Origin of the sequence: Streptomyces sp. NPDC053069, from assembly GCF_044546895.1 — a bacterium.
In the GTDB taxonomy this organism is placed as follows: Bacteria; Actinomycetota; Actinomycetes; order Streptomycetales; family Streptomycetaceae; genus Streptomyces.
Genome location: NZ_JBITZN010000002.1, coordinates 225993 through 243788 on the forward strand (window position 1 = coordinate 225993; position 17796 = coordinate 243788).

Annotated in this window: 15 protein-coding genes; 6 read left to right on the forward strand and 9 right to left on the reverse strand. The window is 70.8% G+C overall.

Annotation, left to right across the window (positions count from 1 at the left end):
• Positions 1 to 8: 8 nt before the first annotated feature.
• Positions 9 to 329 (reverse strand): LAETG motif-containing sortase-dependent surface protein, encoded by a 321-nt coding sequence (locus ACIGXP_RS04660; RefSeq protein WP_363217339.1) that lies wholly within the window; start codon positions 327 to 329, stop codon positions 9 to 11.
• Positions 330 to 438: 109 nt separating this feature from the next.
• Here ACIGXP_RS04660 and ACIGXP_RS04665 point away from each other — a divergent pair, with 109 nt between their 5' ends.
• From ACIGXP_RS04665 to ACIGXP_RS04675, 3 genes are all read left to right on the forward strand, one after another.
• Positions 439 to 786 (forward strand): hypothetical protein, encoded by a 348-nt coding sequence (locus ACIGXP_RS04665; RefSeq protein WP_363217338.1) that lies wholly within the window; start codon positions 439 to 441, stop codon positions 784 to 786.
• Between the two features lie 225 nt (positions 787 to 1011).
• A complete protein-coding gene (locus ACIGXP_RS04670) occupies positions 1012 to 2259 on the forward strand; it encodes an Ig-like domain-containing protein (protein WP_363217337.1) in 1248 nt (415 codons plus the stop codon).
• Positions 2260 to 2547: 288 nt separating this feature from the next.
• Positions 2548 to 5847, forward strand: coding sequence for a S8 family peptidase (locus ACIGXP_RS04675; protein ID WP_399763980.1), 3300 nt, complete (start codon positions 2548 to 2550; stop codon positions 5845 to 5847).
• Between the two features lie 25 nt (positions 5848 to 5872).
• Here ACIGXP_RS04675 and ACIGXP_RS04680 read toward each other — a convergent pair whose 3' ends face one another.
• Positions 5873 to 6766, reverse strand: coding sequence for a helix-turn-helix domain-containing protein (locus tag ACIGXP_RS04680; protein WP_399763982.1), 894 nt, complete (start codon positions 6764 to 6766; stop codon positions 5873 to 5875).
• 169 nt (positions 6767 to 6935) lie between these two features.
• On the opposite strand from ACIGXP_RS04680, the gene ACIGXP_RS04685 reads away from it, so the two are divergent.
• Positions 6936 to 7982 (forward strand): NAD(P)-dependent alcohol dehydrogenase, encoded by a 1047-nt coding sequence (locus tag ACIGXP_RS04685; RefSeq protein WP_399763985.1) that lies wholly within the window; start codon positions 6936 to 6938, stop codon positions 7980 to 7982.
• Here ACIGXP_RS04685 and ACIGXP_RS04690 read toward each other — a convergent pair.
• Both ACIGXP_RS04690 and ACIGXP_RS04695 read right to left on the reverse strand, forming a co-directional pair.
• Positions 7949 to 8812, reverse strand: a complete 864-nt coding sequence (locus ACIGXP_RS04690; protein WP_399763988.1) for a hypothetical protein — start codon at positions 8810 to 8812, stop codon at positions 7949 to 7951. The two genes, ACIGXP_RS04685 and ACIGXP_RS04690, sit on opposite strands and share 34 nt — an antisense overlap.
• 159 nt (positions 8813 to 8971) lie before the next feature.
• Positions 8972 to 10360: a macro domain-containing protein gene (locus ACIGXP_RS04695; protein ID WP_399763991.1), complete on the reverse strand. Its 1389-nt coding sequence runs from the start codon at positions 10358 to 10360 to the stop codon at positions 8972 to 8974.
• A gap of 74 nt (positions 10361 to 10434) precedes the next feature.
• On the opposite strand from ACIGXP_RS04695, the gene ACIGXP_RS04700 reads away from it, so the two are divergent.
• Positions 10435 to 11373, forward strand: coding sequence for a macro domain-containing protein (locus ACIGXP_RS04700; protein ID WP_399763994.1), 939 nt, complete (start codon positions 10435 to 10437; stop codon positions 11371 to 11373).
• A 75-nt stretch (positions 11374 to 11448) separates the two neighbouring features.
• Here the strand turns inward: ACIGXP_RS04700 and ACIGXP_RS04705 are convergent, their stop codons facing one another.
• The 4 genes from ACIGXP_RS04705 to ACIGXP_RS04720 form a co-directional block, all read right to left on the reverse strand.
• Positions 11449 to 12213: a nucleotide-binding protein gene (locus tag ACIGXP_RS04705; RefSeq protein ID WP_363217330.1), complete on the reverse strand. Its 765-nt coding sequence runs from the start codon at positions 12211 to 12213 to the stop codon at positions 11449 to 11451.
• On the reverse strand, positions 12210 to 13799 hold the full coding sequence (locus ACIGXP_RS04710; protein WP_399763997.1) for a hypothetical protein: 1590 nt from the start codon (positions 13797 to 13799) through the stop codon (positions 12210 to 12212). The genes ACIGXP_RS04705 and ACIGXP_RS04710 overlap by 4 nt, the downstream gene beginning before the upstream one ends.
• A 20-nt stretch (positions 13800 to 13819) precedes the next feature.
• Positions 13820 to 14461, reverse strand: a complete 642-nt coding sequence (locus tag ACIGXP_RS04715) for a hypothetical protein (RefSeq protein ID WP_399763999.1) — start codon at positions 14459 to 14461, stop codon at positions 13820 to 13822.
• A gap of 407 nt (positions 14462 to 14868) precedes the next feature.
• On the reverse strand, positions 14869 to 15987 hold the full coding sequence (locus tag ACIGXP_RS04720; protein ID WP_399764002.1) for a hypothetical protein: 1119 nt from the start codon (positions 15985 to 15987) through the stop codon (positions 14869 to 14871).
• 195 nt (positions 15988 to 16182) lie between these two features.
• Here ACIGXP_RS04720 and ACIGXP_RS04725 point away from each other — a divergent pair, with 195 nt between their 5' ends.
• The gene (locus ACIGXP_RS04725; protein ID WP_363217325.1) at positions 16183 to 17337 is read left to right on the forward strand and encodes a cystathionine gamma-synthase; all 1155 of its coding nucleotides are present in this window, start codon (positions 16183 to 16185) and stop codon (positions 17335 to 17337) included.
• 141 nt (positions 17338 to 17478) lie between these two features.
• Here the strand turns inward: ACIGXP_RS04725 and ACIGXP_RS04730 are convergent, their stop codons facing one another.
• Positions 17479 to 17727, reverse strand: a complete 249-nt coding sequence (locus ACIGXP_RS04730; RefSeq protein ID WP_363217324.1) for a hypothetical protein — start codon at positions 17725 to 17727, stop codon at positions 17479 to 17481.
• Positions 17728 to 17796: the final 69 nt, after the last annotated feature.

Genomic DNA, 17796 nt, shown 5'->3' on the forward strand with positions numbered 1-17796 from the left:
AAGGGTGATTAAAACCCCATGCGTTCACGGCGCACCGAATACACCACGAACCCGGCACCGACGCCGAGGAAAAGGGTGCCGCCGACGATGTACGGCGTGGTGTCGGGGCTGCCGGTGTCGGCGAGTTCGGTGTCGTCCGCCGCCTCCCGTGCGCTGTCCGCGGCCGCCTGCGACACCGCCCTGGCCTGCTGTGTCACATGGGTCGTGGTGGATTCCGTGTTCGCTCTGGCCGGGTCCTGCGAGGCCTTCGCGGACGGGACGAACCACAGCGCGCACAGCAGGGTGCCCGCGGCGGTGGCGGTCAGCAGCGGACGGCGAGCGGATGACACGGAATATCGATCCCCTTGTGACGCTGGCGAATTGGCCGTGTGGAGCGATGTTAGTGAAAGTCGCGGGTCACAGGAAAGTCACGGGAGGTTTCAGTCGTACGCTCCCGGCATGAGCGCTGAAGAGACATCACGTTTTGTACGGCTTCGGGTGGAGGTCGTCCTCGAAGTGCAGGACGAGGACGAGGTGACCAAGGCCGCGCTGCGCAGGGTCGGCCGGGACACGGAGCTTCCGGAGGCGGAGCGGGCCCAGGCCGAGGGGGCTGTGACGGACGACACCGCGGAGGCCCTCGCGTATCTCGTGGACCCGTTCGACCTGGTCAGCGAGGTGCCCGGGGTGGAAGTCCAGCAGGCGTCCTGGTCGAGTGAGCGGATCGACTACGACCCTGATTCGCCCGACTGGGATCTCGACGAGGATGATGGGGAAGACGACGACGAAGAAGAGGACGGCATCGGCTGAGCGTCCCGGGGCAGTCATGACCCCGGACGGCAACCGCCGTCCGGGGTTTCGCCGTCTCAGGGGGCGCACGGACGACTCAGCACCACCAGCCTCGGGCGACCGTGGCCGGCGTGGTGCGCCTAACACATGCGAACCATGTGAAACAGGACGGATCGTCCGTAGCGTGGAAGGTTCGCAACGGGGGTCTCGGGGTTTTCGATTTCGGCAACGATGGAGAAGCGTGTGATGACGGACAGTAAGCGGCGCAAGGGCCTGACGGTCGCGTCCGCACTGCTCGGTGGGGTGCTGGCACTCACGGGCTGTTCCGGCGGCGGCCACGCCAAGGCGTCCGACGACGGCAAGAGCTCGCAGGCGAAGGCCGACGAGGCAGCGGCCAAGAAGTCGTCCGAGGCCCAGATCACCATCACACCCAAGGACGGCTCCGACAACGCCTCCATCAACAACTCGGCCGGTGTCACGGTCGCCAAGGGCACACTGACCGGCGTCACGATGACCACCCAGGACGGCAAGGCAGTCGCCGGGCAGCTCTCCGCCGACAGGAAGAGCTGGAAGCCGACCGTCCAGCTGCAGCGCTCCACCACCTACAGGGTCGCCGCGGAGGCCAAGGACGCCCAGGGCCGCATAGCCAACGAGAACGCGTCCTTCACCACGGTCTCCCCGGCCAACAGCTTCATCGGCACCTTCACCCCGGACAACGGTTCCACGGTCGGTGTCGGCATGCCGGTCTCGATCAACTTCGACAAGGCGATCACCAACAAGGCGGCCGTGCAGAAGGGCATCACGGTCAGCTCCAGCAGCGGCCAGGAGGTCGCCTGCCACTGGTTCAGCGCCAACCGCATGGACTGCCGCCCGAAGCAGTACTGGAAGGCAGGCTCCACCGTCACCCTGAAACTCGCGCTCGACGGCGTCGAGGCCGCGCCCGGAGTCACGGGCATCCAGCAGAAGACGGTCACCTTCCACATCGGCCGCAACCAGGTCTCCTACGTCGACGCGAAGACCAAGCAGATGAAGGTCACGCAGGACGGCAAGGTCGTCAGGACCATCCCGATCTCCGCAGGCGCCCCCGAGCACACCACCTACGAGGGCCAGATGGTGATCTCGGAGAAGTTCAAGCAGACCCGCATGAACGGCGCGACGGTCGGCTTCAAGGACTCCGACGGCAAGGGCGAGTACGACATCAAGGACGTGCCGCACGCCATGCGCCTGACCAACTCCGGCACCTTCATCCACGGCAACTACTGGGGCGGGCCCTCCGTCTTCGGCAGCGTCAACACCAGCCACGGCTGCATCGGTCTGCAGGACGTCAAGGGCGCCGGCGACGCGAGCACGCCGGCCGCGTGGTTCTACAGCAACTCCCTGGTCGGTGACGTGGTGGTCGTCCAGAACACGGGGGACAAGATGGTCGCCCCGGACAATGGCCTCAACGGCTGGAACATGAGCTGGGCCCAGTGGAAGGCCGGTTCGGCCGCCTGACGCCCCCTCATCCCTCCGGTGCCGCCCCCTCAAGGGGCGGCACCGGCGTGTGCGGGCCCTGCACGGGCGGGCCCGCAGCCTTGGAGCACGGGTTGACCCTCGTCATGAGAACGGGACCGCGCCGGTCTGTAACGGTGTCCCGCCCACGGCGTAACAGTTTTCCGTCGCTCTCTCTTACTCTCCTCTCAACCGTTGAGCCCTCTGAACACCCCCCGGCATACTGCGTGGTCGGGTGAACGGGGAATTCGCCCCGTGCTCCGTCTCCAGGGGGAGAACTTGCGCAGACAAGTGAAAAGCGCTGCTGCGGCCGCTGTCGCCACGGCCGCAGCCGTCGCCCTCGCCGCGGGTCTGACCAGCCCGGCGTCGGCGAGACCCGTGGAGCGCACCCCGACCACCGCCTCCGCGCTCACCGCGAGGACCCACGTCACCCTCATCACCGGTGACCGCGTCGCCCTCGACGCCAAGGGCCGCATCGTCGGCCTGCAGCGGGCCAAGGGCCGGGCGCACGTACCCTTCCAGGTCCGCAGGACCAAGGGCCACACACTGGTCGTCCCGGTCGACGCGGCCCGCCTGGTGACCTCCGGCACGCTGGACCAGCGGCTGTTCGACGTCACCGAGCTGAACAAGGCCGCCACCCGCCGGGCCCAGAAGAACGGCCTGAAGGTCATCGTCGGTTACCGCGGTGCCGCCGCCGCGGCCAGGGCGGACGTCCGGGACGCGGCCCGCCTGCGCCGCAGCCTCGGTGCCCTCAACGCCGACGCCGTGCAGACACAGGTCAAGGACACCGCCGGGCTGTGGCACGCCCTCACCCACGGCGACCGGGCCGCCTCCGGCATCGCGCACGTCTGGCTCGACGGCGTCCGCAGGGCCTCGCTCGACAAGTCCGTGCCGCAGATCGGCGCCCCGGTCGCATGGCAGGCCGGCTACACCGGCAAGGGCGTGAAGGTCGCCGTCCTCGACACCGGCGTGGACACCCGCCACCCGGACCTCAAGAGCCAGGTGGCCGAGTCCAGGAACTTCACCTCCGCCGCCGACGCCACCGACCACTACGGGCACGGCACGCACGTCGCCTCCATCGTGGCGGGCACCGGCGCCACCTCGGGCGGCACGTACAAGGGTGTCGCCCCGGACGCCGGGATCCTCAACGGCAAGGTCCTGGACGACACCGGCTCCGGAGACGACTCCGGCATCCTCGCCGGCATGGAGTGGGCGGCCTCCCAGGGGGCCTCCGTCGTCAACCTCAGCCTCGGCGGCTACGACAGCCCCGGCCTCGACCCCCTGGAGGCCGAGGTCGACAAGCTCTCCGCCACCAAGGGCGTCCTGTTCGTGATCGCCGCGGGCAACGACGGCCCCCAGTCGATCGGTTCGCCGGGCAGCGCGGACGCCCCGCTCACCGTCGGCGCCGTCGACAAGAAGGACAGGCTCGCCGACTTCTCCTCCACCGGCCCGCGCATCGGCGACGGCGCCATCAAGCCGGACGTCACCGCGCCCGGCGTGGACATCACCGCCGCCGCGGCCAAGGGCAGCGTCATCGACAAGGAGGTCGGCGAGAAGCCCGCGGGCTACCTGACCCTCTCCGGCACCTCGATGGCCACCCCGCATGTCGCGGGCGCCGCCGCGATCCTGAAGCAGGAGCATCCCGGCTGGGGCTACGCCGAGCTGAAGGGCGCACTGACCGGCTCCGCCAAGGGCGGCACCTACACGCCGTTCCAGCAGGGTTCGGGCCGTATCGCCGTGGACAGGGCCTACCGGCAGACCGTGATCGCCGACCCGGTCTCGCTGAGCTTTGGTGTGCAGCAGTGGCCGCACACCGACGACAAGCCGGTCACCCGGCAGGTGACGTACCGCAACCTCGGCGACAAGGACGTCACGCTCACCCTGAGCAGCACCGCCACCGATCCCAGGGGCCACGCGGCCCCGTCGGGCTTCTTCACGCTGGGCGCGACGAGGCTGACGGTCCCCGCGCACGGGAAGGCCTCCGTCGGCCTCACCGTGAACACCAGGCTGGGCGGCACCCTCGACGGCGCCTACGGCGCGCACGTGACCGCGACCGGCGCCGGCCAGAGCGTCCGCACGGCCGCCGCGGTGCACCGCGAGGTGGAGTCGTACGACGTCACCCTGAAGTTCACCGGCCGCGACGGCAAGCCCGCCACGTACTACACCGCCGGCCTCAGCGGCGTGGGCGGCCCGGCGAACGGCACGGAGCTGAACCCGTACGACGCGTCCGGCACGGTGAGGGTGCGCGCGCCCAAGGGCACGTACGTCCTCAACTCCGCCGTCTTCCGGAACGACAACGGCACCGGCGGCACCGACTGGATCGCCCAGCCGAAGCTGACCGTCACCAGGAAGCAGACCCTCACGATCGACGCGCGCAGGACCAAGCCGGTCGACATCACCGTCCCGGCCCCGGGCGTGAGGTCACGGTTCGCCTCGCCCGGGTACACCCTCACGATCGGTGACGACGAGTACGGCTACAGCTGGTTCCTGGACACGTACAAGAACTTCCGCACCGCCCACCTGGGCCCGAAGCTCCCCGCGGGACAGCTGTTCCAGCAGTGGGACGGCCACTGGACCAAGGGGACCAGCGAGCAGTACGACGTCACCTCCGGCGGCCCGGTCACCCGGCTCGCCACCGGCTACACCAGGCACTACAGGGCGAGCGAACTGGCCACCGTCAAGGCCCGGCTGGGTGCATCCGCGCGCGGCAGGACGGGCTCGGTCGCCGCCATCGGCTGGGTGCCCGGCAGCGTGGGCGCCTCCTCCATCGACGTGCCGCAGCAGCTGCCCGGCACCCGCACCCTGCACCTGTCCGCCGGCGGCGGCGTCCTGTGGGACCTGCACTTCACCCAGTACGGCGGCACCGACCAGGACGGATTCCCGCTGCCCGACGCCACGTACGCGCTCGGCGCCTCCTCCTTCAAGGCCGGCCAGAGCTGCACGAGGACGGTCAACACCGCGGTCTTCGGCCCGCACCTCGACAAGGACCTCGGTCTCTACCGCTCCGGCAACGAGATCTACGGTTCGCTGCCGCTGTTCGCCGACTCCGCCAGGCACACCGGATACTCGGACTTCACCTCGGTGACCACGACCCTGTACCGCGACGGCACCAAGATCGGCTCGACCAACGACCCGCTGTTCGGGGAGGCGACCTTCAAGGTTCCGGCCGGTGCCGCCGCCTACCGGCTGACCACCTCGGTCAAGCGCTCGGCGACGGTCGCCCGGGCCTCCTCCCGGATCGACGCGACCTGGACCTTCCGTTCCAAGAAGATCTCCGGCACCGCCGTCCAGCTCCCCGCCTCCGTCCTGCACTACGGCGTCACGACCGGGCTGGACAGCCGGGTCGCGGCCGGCGAGACGCTCACCTTCCCGGTCACCGTCGAGGGCTCGGCGGCGGGCCGCAATCTGAGGTCCCTCGCCGTGTACGTCTCCTACGACGGCAGGACCTTCACGAAGACCGACGTCCGAGACGGCAGGATCACCGTGAAGAACCCGGCGAAGGGCAGGTCCCTCTCCCTGCGCTCCGAGATCACCGACAGGAACGGCAACACATCCCGGATCACGATCTACGACGCCTACTTCGGCAAGTAGACCCTCCGCGTGGTCGCAGGACGGCTCAGGCCGACGGCACCGCGTGGGCAGCGTCCGTGCCCCAGCTGGCGAGGAGACGGAGGGAGTCGGCGGACGGCGAGCCCGGCTCGGCGTGGTAGGTCAGCAGGGACTGGTCCGTGTCGTCCGTCAGGCGGAAGGACTCGAAGTTCAGGGAGAGATCGCCCACCAGCGGATGGTGCAGGTGCTTGACGCCGTGGCTCTTCTCCTTGACGTCGTGCGTCGCCCACAGCCGGCGGAACTCCTCGCTCTTGACGGACAGCTCACCGACGAGCGCCGACAGCCGCGGGTCGTCCGGATAGCAGCCCGCGTCCATGCGCAGGGCGCACACGATGTCGATCGCCTTCTGCTCCCAGTCGACGAACAGGTCGCGGTAGGCGGGGTGCAGGAACACCAGGCGGGCCCAGTTGCGCTCGGCAGGCGGCAGTTCCGCCCAGTCGCCGAAGAGCGCCGCCGCCATCCGGTTCCAGGCGAGGATCTGCGAGCGGCGCCCGACGATGTACGCCGGTACGCCGTCCATCGTGTCCAGCAGCTGCCGCAGCGAGGAGCGCACCTGCTGCTGGCGCGCCGCCGGCTTCTTCTTGTGCGACTTCGGCTTGGCCAGATGCGTCAGATGCGCGTGCTCGGCGTCCGTCAGCCTGAGCGCCCGGGCGATCGCGTCCAGGACCTCCGCCGAGACGTTCCTGCCGTTGCCCTGTTCGAGACGGGTGTAGTACGCCACCGACACCCCGGCCAGCTGCGCCAGCTCCTCGCGGCGCAGCCCCGGCACCCGCCGGTGCCGGCCGAAGTCGGGCAGCCCCACGTCCTGCGGCTTCAGCCGGGCCCGCCGGCTGCGCAGGAACTCGTTCAGTTCGGCCCGCCGGTCCAGAGGCGGGGACGAGGGCAGGGGCTGGTTCTCCATACGTCCAGTATTCACGGTCGTACGCACCGGAACCTGACCCCGCCAGTGGTAGGCACGGCAGTCGTATGCACAGGCGTGGTCTGGGTGGCCGTCGTAGCGTGGGAGAGGGTGGTTGCGTGCCCGGTGGGAAGGCAACCGGGCGCGATCACATCGCTAGGAGAACCCCGGCATGACCACCACTGTTGCTGCTTACGCCGCGCCTGCCGCGAAGGCCCCGCTGGAGCGGACCACGATCGAGCGGCGCGCGGTCGGTGAGTTCGACGTCCTCATCGACATCGAGTTCGCCGGTATCTGCCACTCCGACATCCACCAGGCCCGCGAGGGCTGGGGCACCGCGATCTTCCCGATGGTGCCCGGTCACGAGATCGCGGGCGTCGTCTCCGAGGTCGGCCGGGGTGTCACGAAGTACGCCGTCGGCGACCGCGTGGGCGTCGGCTGCATGGTCGACTCCTGCCGGGAGTGCGACAACTGCAGGGCCGGTCTGCAGCAGTACTGCACCGGCGGCGGCCCCACCTGGACGTACAACGCCGTCGGCAAGGACGGCGAGCCCACCTATGGCGGCTACGCGCACAAGATCGTCGTCGACGAGAACTATGTCGTCCGCATCCCCGACGGCCTCCCCCTCGACGTGGCCGCCCCGCTGCTGTGCGCCGGCATCACCACCTACTCGCCCCTGAAGCACTGGAACGCCGGTCCGGGGAAGAAGGTCGCGGTCGTCGGCCTGGGCGGCCTCGGACACATGGGAGTGAAGATCGCCGCCGCCCTCGGCGCGGAGGTCACGGTCCTCTCCCAGTCCCTGCGCAAGAAGGACGACGGTCTGAAGCTGGGCGCCACCCACTACTACGCCACCAGCGACCCGAAGACCTTCGAGGACCTCAGGGGCACCTTCGACATCATCCTCAACACGGTGTCGGCGCCGCTCGACTTCGACGCCTATCTGTCCCTGCTGCGCACGGACGGCGCGATGGTCAACGTCGGCATCCCCGAGGAGCCGGTGAACATCCTCCTCTCCTCGGTGTTCGGCCACCGCCGCAGCATCAGCAGCTCCGGCATCGGCGGCATCCCGGAGACCCAGGAGATGCTCGACTTCTGCGCCGAGCACCGGCTGGGCGCCGAGATCGAACTGATCCGCGCCGACCAGATCAACGAGGCCTACGAGCGGGTCGTGAACAGTGACGTCCGCTACCGCTTCGTGATCGACACGGCCACGATCTGAGCCGGCGGTTCCGCCCGCGGCCCAGCAGCCGCAGCGGATACGGCCCGCCGACCCGCGAGACGAGGCGGCGGGCCGGCGGTGGGACACGGGGGCACGCGTGCCGCCCCCGGTGCCGGCCTGTCCCTAGGCGACGGAGAAGCGCTCTCCGGGTCCGTAGGCCCGCCCCCGCTCCCGTCCGGCCGTACGACATGCGCACGCCCCAGCCCCGCCGTCCGGACCTCCCCGTCCGTCACCTGCAGCAGGGTGTTCTCGTCGACGGCGACCCCGTACGGCGCCGCGCCCCGCCCGACGACCGCGATCAGCCGCGCAAGCGTGCCCCACTGGGCGGCATGGACGTCCACCGCGAACGGCACCAGCCCCAGCCCCGCCCGCACCTCCACCTCCGCCAGATCCTCGCCGGTCTCCTCCGGGCACACCGGTACCCCGTCCACCAGCCATCCGCCGACCACGGCCCGCCGCGCGGCCACGGCGGCACCGGCCGAGAAGCCCGCGTACGGCATTCCGCGCCCGGCGAGCAGCGCCGGCAACCGTTCCAGAGCGTCCTCAAGCGCCTCCTGGTAGGCGGGCGTCAGCCCACCGCACACCAGCAGGCCGTCGACCCCCTCCAACGCCTGTTCCGGCTCGAACCGGCCGCCGAGGGGCACGAGCAGCGGCACGGGTGTGCACGGCCCCGCCTTCCGCAGCACCTCGGCATACCGTTCGAACTGCGCCGCCCCGTCCCCCTCGTCGACGATCAGACACCCGATGCGCCCCTCCCCGCCGACCGCATCGACGAACGGCTCGTACACCTCGGCCGTGGCCCACCCGCCGCCGATCAGAAACGTGCTCATCCCCATGGCCTCCCCTGGTCGCCTCACGAGCGGCGAATGTACGGCGCGGAGGCCGCTCCCGTCGCCGCAATTACCCCGAAGCGCTCCCGAAGCGTTCCGGAAGCGGGCGGTGGCTGTCGGCGGAAGCGGCGGCGGATCTTTGCTGGAGGTGTGAAGAGGTCAGCCGGCAGCGGTCGGCGGGAGCGCCGGCCCCTGCTCGTCCGCACCACGCAGGAACGCCTCGACCGCCGACAGGTCGGTCCGCTCCAGCTCGTCGGCGCGGATGACGATGCGCAACTCGGGAGAAACGGCCGGGTCCTGGCGCAGGCTCCGGGTGAAGGTCTCGACGATCATCAACAGCAGCTGGGTGCGGTCGAGTTCCACGATGCGGGACAGGCCCGCGCCGATCAGCGGGATCGCCACCGGTTTGAACAGGCCGTGCCGGGCGACCGCCGGCCACAGGCGTTCCAGGCTCAGCCGCAGGTCCGCCGGGGCGGACCGGGCACGCAGGTCGTTGCCCAGCCGGGAGTAGGCGAGGGCGAAGACCTTGCGCCGGCCGGCCGGGACCGCAACCGCCGTGCCGACCGGAAAACGGGTGCGCCGGCCGCGCCGCTTGGCCTGGACGCTCTCGGTGGCCAGCGGGGTGAACTCCTTGAGCCCCCGGCGCAGTCGTTCGTCGAGCAGCCGGTACCGGCCCTCGAAGAGCCGGTCGACCAACTGGCCCTGCACGCTCTCCCGGCTGATCACCACGTCGTCGGGGAAGGTGTCGAAGGTGTCGCAGAACCCCACGACCAGGTTGGCGTCGTCCTGCTCGAACAGATCGCCGCGCAGCACGACGACGTCCACCCGCAGCCCGCGCAGGGTGTGACGCAGCAGTTCGTCGCCGTGCCGCTCGCGCAGCCGGGCGTTCAGCCGGGCGAGGACCGCGGCGGCCTCGGGGTCGTCCGGTCGTTCCCGAGCCGTCTGTTCGGCCACCGGCAGGGCGAGGTCGTAGCGGTCCAGTGCGGTGTGTCCGGCGATCAGTTCCCGCAGTGCGGTGTCCCTGAGCTGGGTCAGCCGTCGCACCGGGGCGGTCGCGAACTCCTCGTCCGCCACTTCGGCCAGCGGCCGGCCGTGCCAGAGCCGCAGGGCGTCCGCGAGCAGCCGGACCGCCGAGGCCGGTGCCGCGTGCAGCGCGTCGCCCACCAGACGCGTGAACTGCGTACTGTCCAGCTCTTCGACAGCCAGGTCCAGTTGGTAGGTACTCTCGGCGCCGTGTGCGGTCGGCAGCTGTCCGGTTCGTACGATCCGGTTGCCGGTGCCCGGTCCCGCGCGGTCGAACGCGCGCCGCAGCTCCAGGATCCGCTTCTGCACCTCGTTGCGGTTGCGCAGGCCCTGGTGCGGCAGTTCCACGGTCTGCTGCCAGACGTCCCGGTACAGCCGGCGGGCGGTCACGGCCTCACCGTCGGCGGCGACCAGACGCAGCAGCAGACGCGCGGTCAGCGGGGTCAGGCGGACCGGAACGTCGTCCACTTCCAGCCGGACGGGGCCCAGGACGTGCACGCGTACGGACGGTGTGCGGCTCTGCACGCGCCTCGCCCCCTCAGCCGCATGACGGCCCGTCAACAGGGCTTTCAGCCTATCAAGATGACTCGGAGTGACGCATGCGATCGACCGTTCCGGACCCGTCGTCGTCCCGTCCCGCGCGATCGCCGTTCCGTCCGGCGCGATCCCGGCTGCCGCGGTCCTGGCGCGGGTGGCGGGTCTTCCTGGGCAACGTGCTGGCGGCCTTCGGCGGGGTGTCGGCCGTCGTGCAGTTCGCCGGCCAGCTGTTCCCGCGCGTCGTGTCCCGGCCCGGTCCGGTGCTGGCCGGTTCGGTCGCCCTGTGTCTGGTCTGGGGGCTGGCCCGGGCGCGTCCGCAGGCCGGCGTACGGCAGGAGTTCACCCGTCCGCACATGACCGTGGTGGTCGAGGAGGGCGACCTCTTCGAGCAGCCCGGCCATCTGGTGGTGGGGTTCACCGACACCTTCGACACCCTGGTGGACGACGGTGTCGTCATCAACGACGACAGCGCCCAGGGGCAGTTGCTCGCCCGCCGCTACGCGGGGGACGCCCACCGGCTGGACGCGGAGCTGGCCGCCGCGCTGGACGGGGTGGCCCCGGTGGCGCGGGAGAGCGTGCGGGACAAGCCGCGCGGCAAGCGCGCCCGGTACCCGGTCGGGACCGTCGCCGTCCTCGGCAGCCGCCCGCAGCTGGTGTTCGCCGTCGCCTACAGCCGGATGGGCAACGACTGCGTCGCCGCGTCCGGCGTCCAGGAGCTGTGGCTCGGCCTGGACCGGCTGTGGGACGCCGTGCGCCGGCACGGCCAGCTGGAACGCGTCACCATGCCGCTGACCGGTGCGGGGCTCGCCCGGCTGCACGATCTCGACGAGGACAGCCTGCTGCGGCTGATCCTGCTGTCGTTCGTGGTGCACTCGTGGGAGCGGCCGGTCTGCCGCGAGCTGCACGTGGTGATACGCCCCGGCGAGCTGAGGCGGATCGACCTGCCGGAGACCGGCGCGTTCCTGGCCGGCCTGGCGGCGGGCGCCCGGCGCCATGTCTGACACCGGGCACCCGCGGGGGCGGTACGGGCCCTCCCCCGGAGCGCGGCCGAGCGGCCCCTGGGCCCGTACCGCGGCTCAGCGGGCCGGCGGCAGCTGCCGCCCGGTCCGTCCGTACGCCGACAGATGGCTGTACGGCCAGGTCTGACGCCATTCGGAGCCGGTGTCGTCGACCGTGCAGCCGGCGATCTTCAACCGTTGCACGATCTTGCTCAGGGCGGCCTCCGAGCCGTCGAACCGGATGACGTTCCGGCCCGCGATGTCGGCGATCGTGCGCAGCTCCCCGACCTCCACCATCAGCGTGCGCTCCGGGTAGGCCATCAGCACCATGCCCAGTTCGATCAGCACGTTCGGCCGGGGCTGACCGGTCGGCTCGGTCTCGTACGGCGGCTCGTTCGCACCGCGCAGCTCGGGGTGCAGCTGGACGATGTCGTCCGGGGTGAGCAGCACGAGGGCCGCCTGGGCCTGCTCGGGGGCCTTCGCGACGACCTCGCCGAGGAAGGGCGCCGTCTTGCCGGTGGCCCTGACCAGGTCCTCCCATTCCAGCGGACGCAGATCGAGCTTGCGCAGCAGGCCGAACATCTTCGTCCGGACCTCCTCGTCGCGCCCGTGGACGACGAAGACGTTGCGGCTGCGGTCCCGGGACGGGCCGGGACGGTCCTGGGCGGATACGGGGCGGTCGTCGTCCCCGGGGGCCTGGCGGGCGCCGCCGTAGAAGTTCTGCGTGCCCGAGTTGGTGCTGTTGCCGTTGCCGGTGACGAAGCTGTTGCCACTGCCGAAGGTGTTTCCGCTTCCGTAGTGGCTGCTGTGGCCGGAGCCCGTCCCCGTGGTGCTGTCCGTCATGCCGATCCCGTCCCCCGGCCGCCGTCGGAGGCGCCGTAGTGGTTCTGCGTGCCCGAGTTGGTGGTGTTGTTGTCGCCGTTCACGAAGTTGTTGTTGCGGCCGTAGTCGTTGAGGATGTTCGTCTGGCGGGCCTCGTGCTCGGCGAGGTCCACGTTGTGCTCCTGCAGGAACTCGCGGATGAAGTGGAGGAGTTGGCGCTCCACGATCTGGGTGTACTTGATCGTGTCCGTCTCCTGGAAGAAGACGTGGAAGTCGTCGCTGGTCGCCATCTCCCGGATGCTGGTGAGCGCTCCGCGGTTCACCACGGTGTCCGCGTAGCGGCCGAGCCCGAACTCACTGGTGTCGGCCGGCTGCGGCAGCAGGACGGTGTTCCTGGCCCACGGCAGCAGGACGGACAGCGCCGAGCGGGCCCGGGACAGGACGGGCCGCAGGGCCGCCTGGGGCGCGGCCCGCAGGGTGTGCCAGCCGACCCTGAGCAGGGTCCCGGCGTCCAGCGCCGCGGGCAGCCGGTCCACCAGGTGGAAACTCGCCTGGATCGGCCCCAGCACATACGAGTAGAACTCGGTGTGCAGGGTGTTCCCCTTGAGGTCGAAGCCCACGAACGCCGTGGTGACCAGCTCCTGGTTCCACGAGCCCACCCGGACGCACAGGTAGGCGCGCCCCGAGCCGTAGGTGTCCTGCCAGCGCCCGTCGGTCTGCTCCGGGATCGCCGCCCAGGCGCCGGGGAGAGTCGTCACGGCCGTGGTGAACGTGCTCTGTTCGACGGCGAGCCCCTCGATCCGCGCCAGCCGGCTCGCGTGGTCGCGCAGTCCGGAGGTCATACGGGCGGAGACGTAAGCGGAGAGGTCCTCGACGGTGAAGGGAATGATGTCCTTCCGCCTCGGCTCCTCACCGGTCGCCTGGCCGTTCACGCCGTGCGCGCCGGGCAGGCCCGGTCCGTGCCGGCCCTCGAACACGGTGACGGGTGCGCCGATCAGCAGCTCCGCGGTGGACCAGCGCCGCACCTGCTGGCCCGCGCCGACGAACGGCTTGTAGCCGCCGTAGCAGATGAGACTGCCGTCCGAGGTCTGCTCCCGGTTGATCTTGGCCACGAGTTCGCTCGTCAGCTGCGGGTGTCTGGGATAGGAGCCGTCGAACCCGTTCGTCCGGCGCGCCGCACCGGTGTGGCGCCCCAGCCGGGAGGTCAGCAGCTGCAGCGTGACGACGCGCCGCAGAAACGCGGTGACCCACAGCAGCCACACCGTCGCCAGCATCCCGGTGGACCCGTCCAGGGCACCGGCGGCCATGAGGAGACAGATGACGAGCAGGCCTGCGACGAGGACGGCCACCCGGGCCCGGTGCAGCCGGCGGGCCGCCAGGGCGTGCGCGAGCACGGGAACCGCGTCGTACCCGTACGAGGGCGCCACCACCCGGAAGCGGTGGGTCAGCAGCTCGCGGATGACGGTGGCGCGGTACACCGGATCCAGATAGGTGCCCGCGCACAGCAGCCGGGTGGCGTCGCTGGTGGCGTCCGCGGACGGGCGGGCCGGGACCGGGCCGCCGGACCCCGGCGGCGGAGCGGGAACCGAAAGAAATGCACTCGCCATGGCTCTGTTCTCCGCTCTCTTCAGCCGGCCGAGGTCATCGAGGCGTGGGTGATGACTCCGTCGACCACGGTGTACTGACCGGTGTACGACTTCTGCGTGCCGTCGCTCTGCTCGGCGTTCAGGTTCACCGAGACCGTGTCCCCGTCGACGGAGAGGACGGTGACGTCGTCGTGCTCGGTGGTGTCGAAGCCGGCGACGAAGGAGTCGTAGTTCATGTCGAGGTTCTTGCCGCCCAGCGCCCAGGCGGTCCTGAAGTCGCGGCGGTTGATGGCGTCGAAGAAGTCGTTGACGGTCGCGCGGGGACCGGTGGCGCTGTCCGTGCCGCTGGTGCTGTCCGTGCTGTCCGTGCTCTGCGTGGTCTCGCTGTCCAGCGGGGTCGGGGACAGGTCCGTGCTGTCGTCGCCCCCGAGGGGCGTCGACGGTTCCGTGCCGTACGCGCTGGAGGTGTCCGGTGCCGGCGGGTCCGTCGGTGGGACGTAGGTGTAGCCGCCCTGGCCGTCCACCGCGGTGGCCCCGGATGCGTTTCCGCCATCCGGGGCCAGCAGCGGCAAGACCGCCATCAGCAGGATCAGCAGAAGGGGGACACCGGCGATGACTAGCGCGTACGTCCGTTCCTGACCCGCGGTGGGTATCAGACTCGGCGGCTCGTAGGTGTGGTTCATGGGCCCTCGCAACTCCCGGCGGACAGCCGGGGTCTGGCTCGTTCCAACGGCGTGGCGAGAGTCACCTTGCCCGACATCCGACGGGTGGGAGCCGGTTTCGCGCTTCCGATACGCTTCCGATCCGGGCCTGGTGAGCGGGCTGTCCCAGTCGGCTCCGACGACTGTCTGCCCCATGATCAGCCTTCTGTCGGTGCCCACCCGGACGACGCGCTTCCGGAAACGCCCACGGCACACCGAAGCGAGGATGCGCCGGGCAGGTGCGAGGGATCCCGAGCCGTGGGGCGCCGATCAGAGGGATGAATGAACGGGGCTCGGACGGCGGGGCCTTGTTCGATCGATCGAGCCGACGCTGTGTGAGGCGCGCGAGTTGTTCGTCGGCCCTGACGGCCGCCTGTGCTGCTGCCGGTTCAGCCGGGGAGGGTGGCCGGGCTGCCGCCGTTGGCCTCGTAACCGGCCACCGCCAGGGCGCGGTAGACGGCGAACTCGGCGGCCGGGTCGGCGGACAGCGTCCAGGGCAGCGTGCCGATGTGCCCGTCGACGTGTATCAGCTGGTGCATGGCTTCCTGCCAGCGCTTGGCGCGGACCAGGAAGAAGATCAGCAGATGGCGGACGTGCGCGAGCATCGGGTCGTCGGGGCGGGCCGAGTGCACCGCGTGCAGGGTGCCGTGCATCGCCTTGGTGACGACCTCGCTCTGGTAGAAGCTCGCCACCAGGGTCACCTCGGGGAGGTGCTCGAAGACCGCGAACAGGGGCAGCGCGGCGAGCAGCGAGCCCTGCGGGGCGCGAGCCGCGGCGGCTTCGGCGAAGGAGTACGCCTGCTCGCGCGAGCCGTGCCACTTCTCGCACCAGTAGTGCAGCGCGGCCAGATGCGCGCCCATGTGATGCGGGGCGCGGTCGAGGATCTTCAGCCAGAGCTGCTCGAACTCGGCCTGCGCGTAGGAGAGTCCGCGGGCGATGGACAGCTCGATGATGTACGGCACCGGGTCGCCGGGCGCGAGCAGGGCCGCCTGCCCGCATGCGTCCCGGGCCTCCTCCATGATGATCCGGAAGTCGTCCGTGCCCGGCGTCGACGTCCGCCAGGCCTGCTGCACCAGGAACTCCGCATAGACGGCGGCGCCGCCCGCGTCCTTGGGCTGCTCGGCCCGCCACACCCGCAGCCACTGGCCGCCCGGCGTCTCGTGCACCCCGCCGGGCCGCTCCAGCAGCTCCAGCGCGGCGGCACCCGCGAAGGCCTGCACCCGCTGCCAGCGCTGCTCGTCCTCGCTCCCGGTGCCGGCCAGCAGCTGGGAGGCCGCACGATAGTCCTGCGTGCGCTGGACCAACTCCAGGACGTCCAGCAGGTCCTGGTCCGGTCCGGGCATGCGCACGTCCAGCTCCTCCTGGCGCACGAAGCCGTAGGCCGCCGGGTCGGCGGCGTCCGGGTGCCCCGGGGGAACCTGCTCGATCACCCCGCGCCTGCGCCGCATGAGCGAGAGCAGCACGAAGCTCAGCATGGGCAGCGCCATCAGCAGCCAGAGAATCGACATGCCTCAAGCGAACCAGACGCCGCCGACAATTGGCCAACCCCTCCGCCGAGCTGTGGAAAACTCCGGTCCCGTTCATGACAGGACGCGCAATGGCGGTCCGGTCTGTGGCGGGCCACTGCGGGAAATCCCTCGGTTCGGCGGTGTGCGGGCTTCGCGGGCGTCAGCATCCGGCCGGGCGCACTACGCTCGGTGGACATGAGCGACAGGCATATCAGTGAGCACTTCGAGACCCTCGCGATCCACGCGGGCAACACCGCGGATCCCGCCACCGGCGCGGTCGTCCCGCCCATCTACCAGGTCTCGACCTACAAGCAGGACGGCGTCGGCGGGCTGCGCGGCGGCTACGAGTACAGCCGCAGCGCCAACCCCACCCGTACCGCCCTGGAGGAGAACCTCGCCGCGCTGGAGGGCGGCCGCCGCGGCCTCGCCTTCGCGTCCGGCCTGGCGGCCGAGGACACCCTGCTGCGCACGCTGCTCACCCCCGGTGACCACGTGGTGATCCCGAACGACGCCTACGGCGGCACGTTCCGGCTCTTCGCCAAGGTCGCCACCCGCTGGGGTGTGGAGTGGTCCGTCGCCGACACCAGCGACCCGGCCGCCGTACGGGCCGCGATCACCCCGAAGACCAAGGCCGTCTGGGTGGAGACCCCCTCCAACCCGCTGCTCGGCATCACCGACATCGCCGCCCTCGCTCAGGTCGCGCACGACGCGGGTGCGAAGCTCGTCGTCGACAACACCTTCGCCACGCCCTACCTCCAGCAGCCGCTGTCGCTCGGCGCGGACGTCGTCGTCCACTCCCTCACCAAGTACATGGGCGGTCACTCGGACGTGGTCGGCGGCGCGCTGATCGTCTCCGACCAGGGCCTGGGCGAGGAGCTCGCCTACCACCAGAACGCGATGGGCGCCGTCGCCGGCCCCTTCGACTCCTGGCTGGTGCTGCGCGGCACCAAGACCCTCGCGGTACGGATGGACCGGCACAGCGAGAACGCAACGAAGATCGCCGACATGCTGACCCGGCACGCGCGCGTGACGAGCGTGCTCTACCCGGGCCTGCCCGAGCACCCCGGCCACGAGGTCGCCGCCAAGCAGATGCGGGCGTTCGGCGGCATGGTGTCCTTCCGCGTGGAGGGCGGAGAGGAGGCCGCGGTCGAGGTGTGCAACCGGGCCAAGGTGTTCACCCTCGGCGAGTCGCTCGGCGGCGTCGAGTCCCTGATCGAGCACCCCGGCCGGATGACGCACGCCTCCGCGGCCGGTTCGGCACTGGAGGTCCCCGCCGACCTGGTACGCCTGTCCGTGGGCATCGAAAACGTCGACGACCTGCTGGCAGACCTGCAGCAGGCCTTGGGCTAGGCCGTTTCCTTCGGATCGCTGCCGGACCGGACGACCGGGTCGATGCGGTCGACTCCACCGCCGTAGCCGGCGTGGGTCCGGGGTCGTACCGCCGCCGGTTCGTAGGCACGCCGCAGGTCCTGGCGCCGTGGACCGGTCGGGTCACCAGCCCGTGATCGGCGGAGTCGTCTGGGAGGGCGGCTCCGACCACGGGTGCACACGGGCCGCCCACACGCTGAACGCGATGGCCGCGGCACACGCCAGCAGCCACAGCACCCGGCGGACGAGCAGCCTGCGCCGCAGCAGGCGCTCGCCACGGCGTACCGCATCCGCGCACAGATCCGGCGGCACCTGCGCCGGAACCTGCTCCATGATCTGCCGCGCGGCGGCCTCCCGCTCGGCCCGGTTCACCGCGCCCTCCCCTCACGCCGCGGCGCCGATGTCACCAGGCCCTGCGAGTCGCCCGCGCGCGCAGGGACG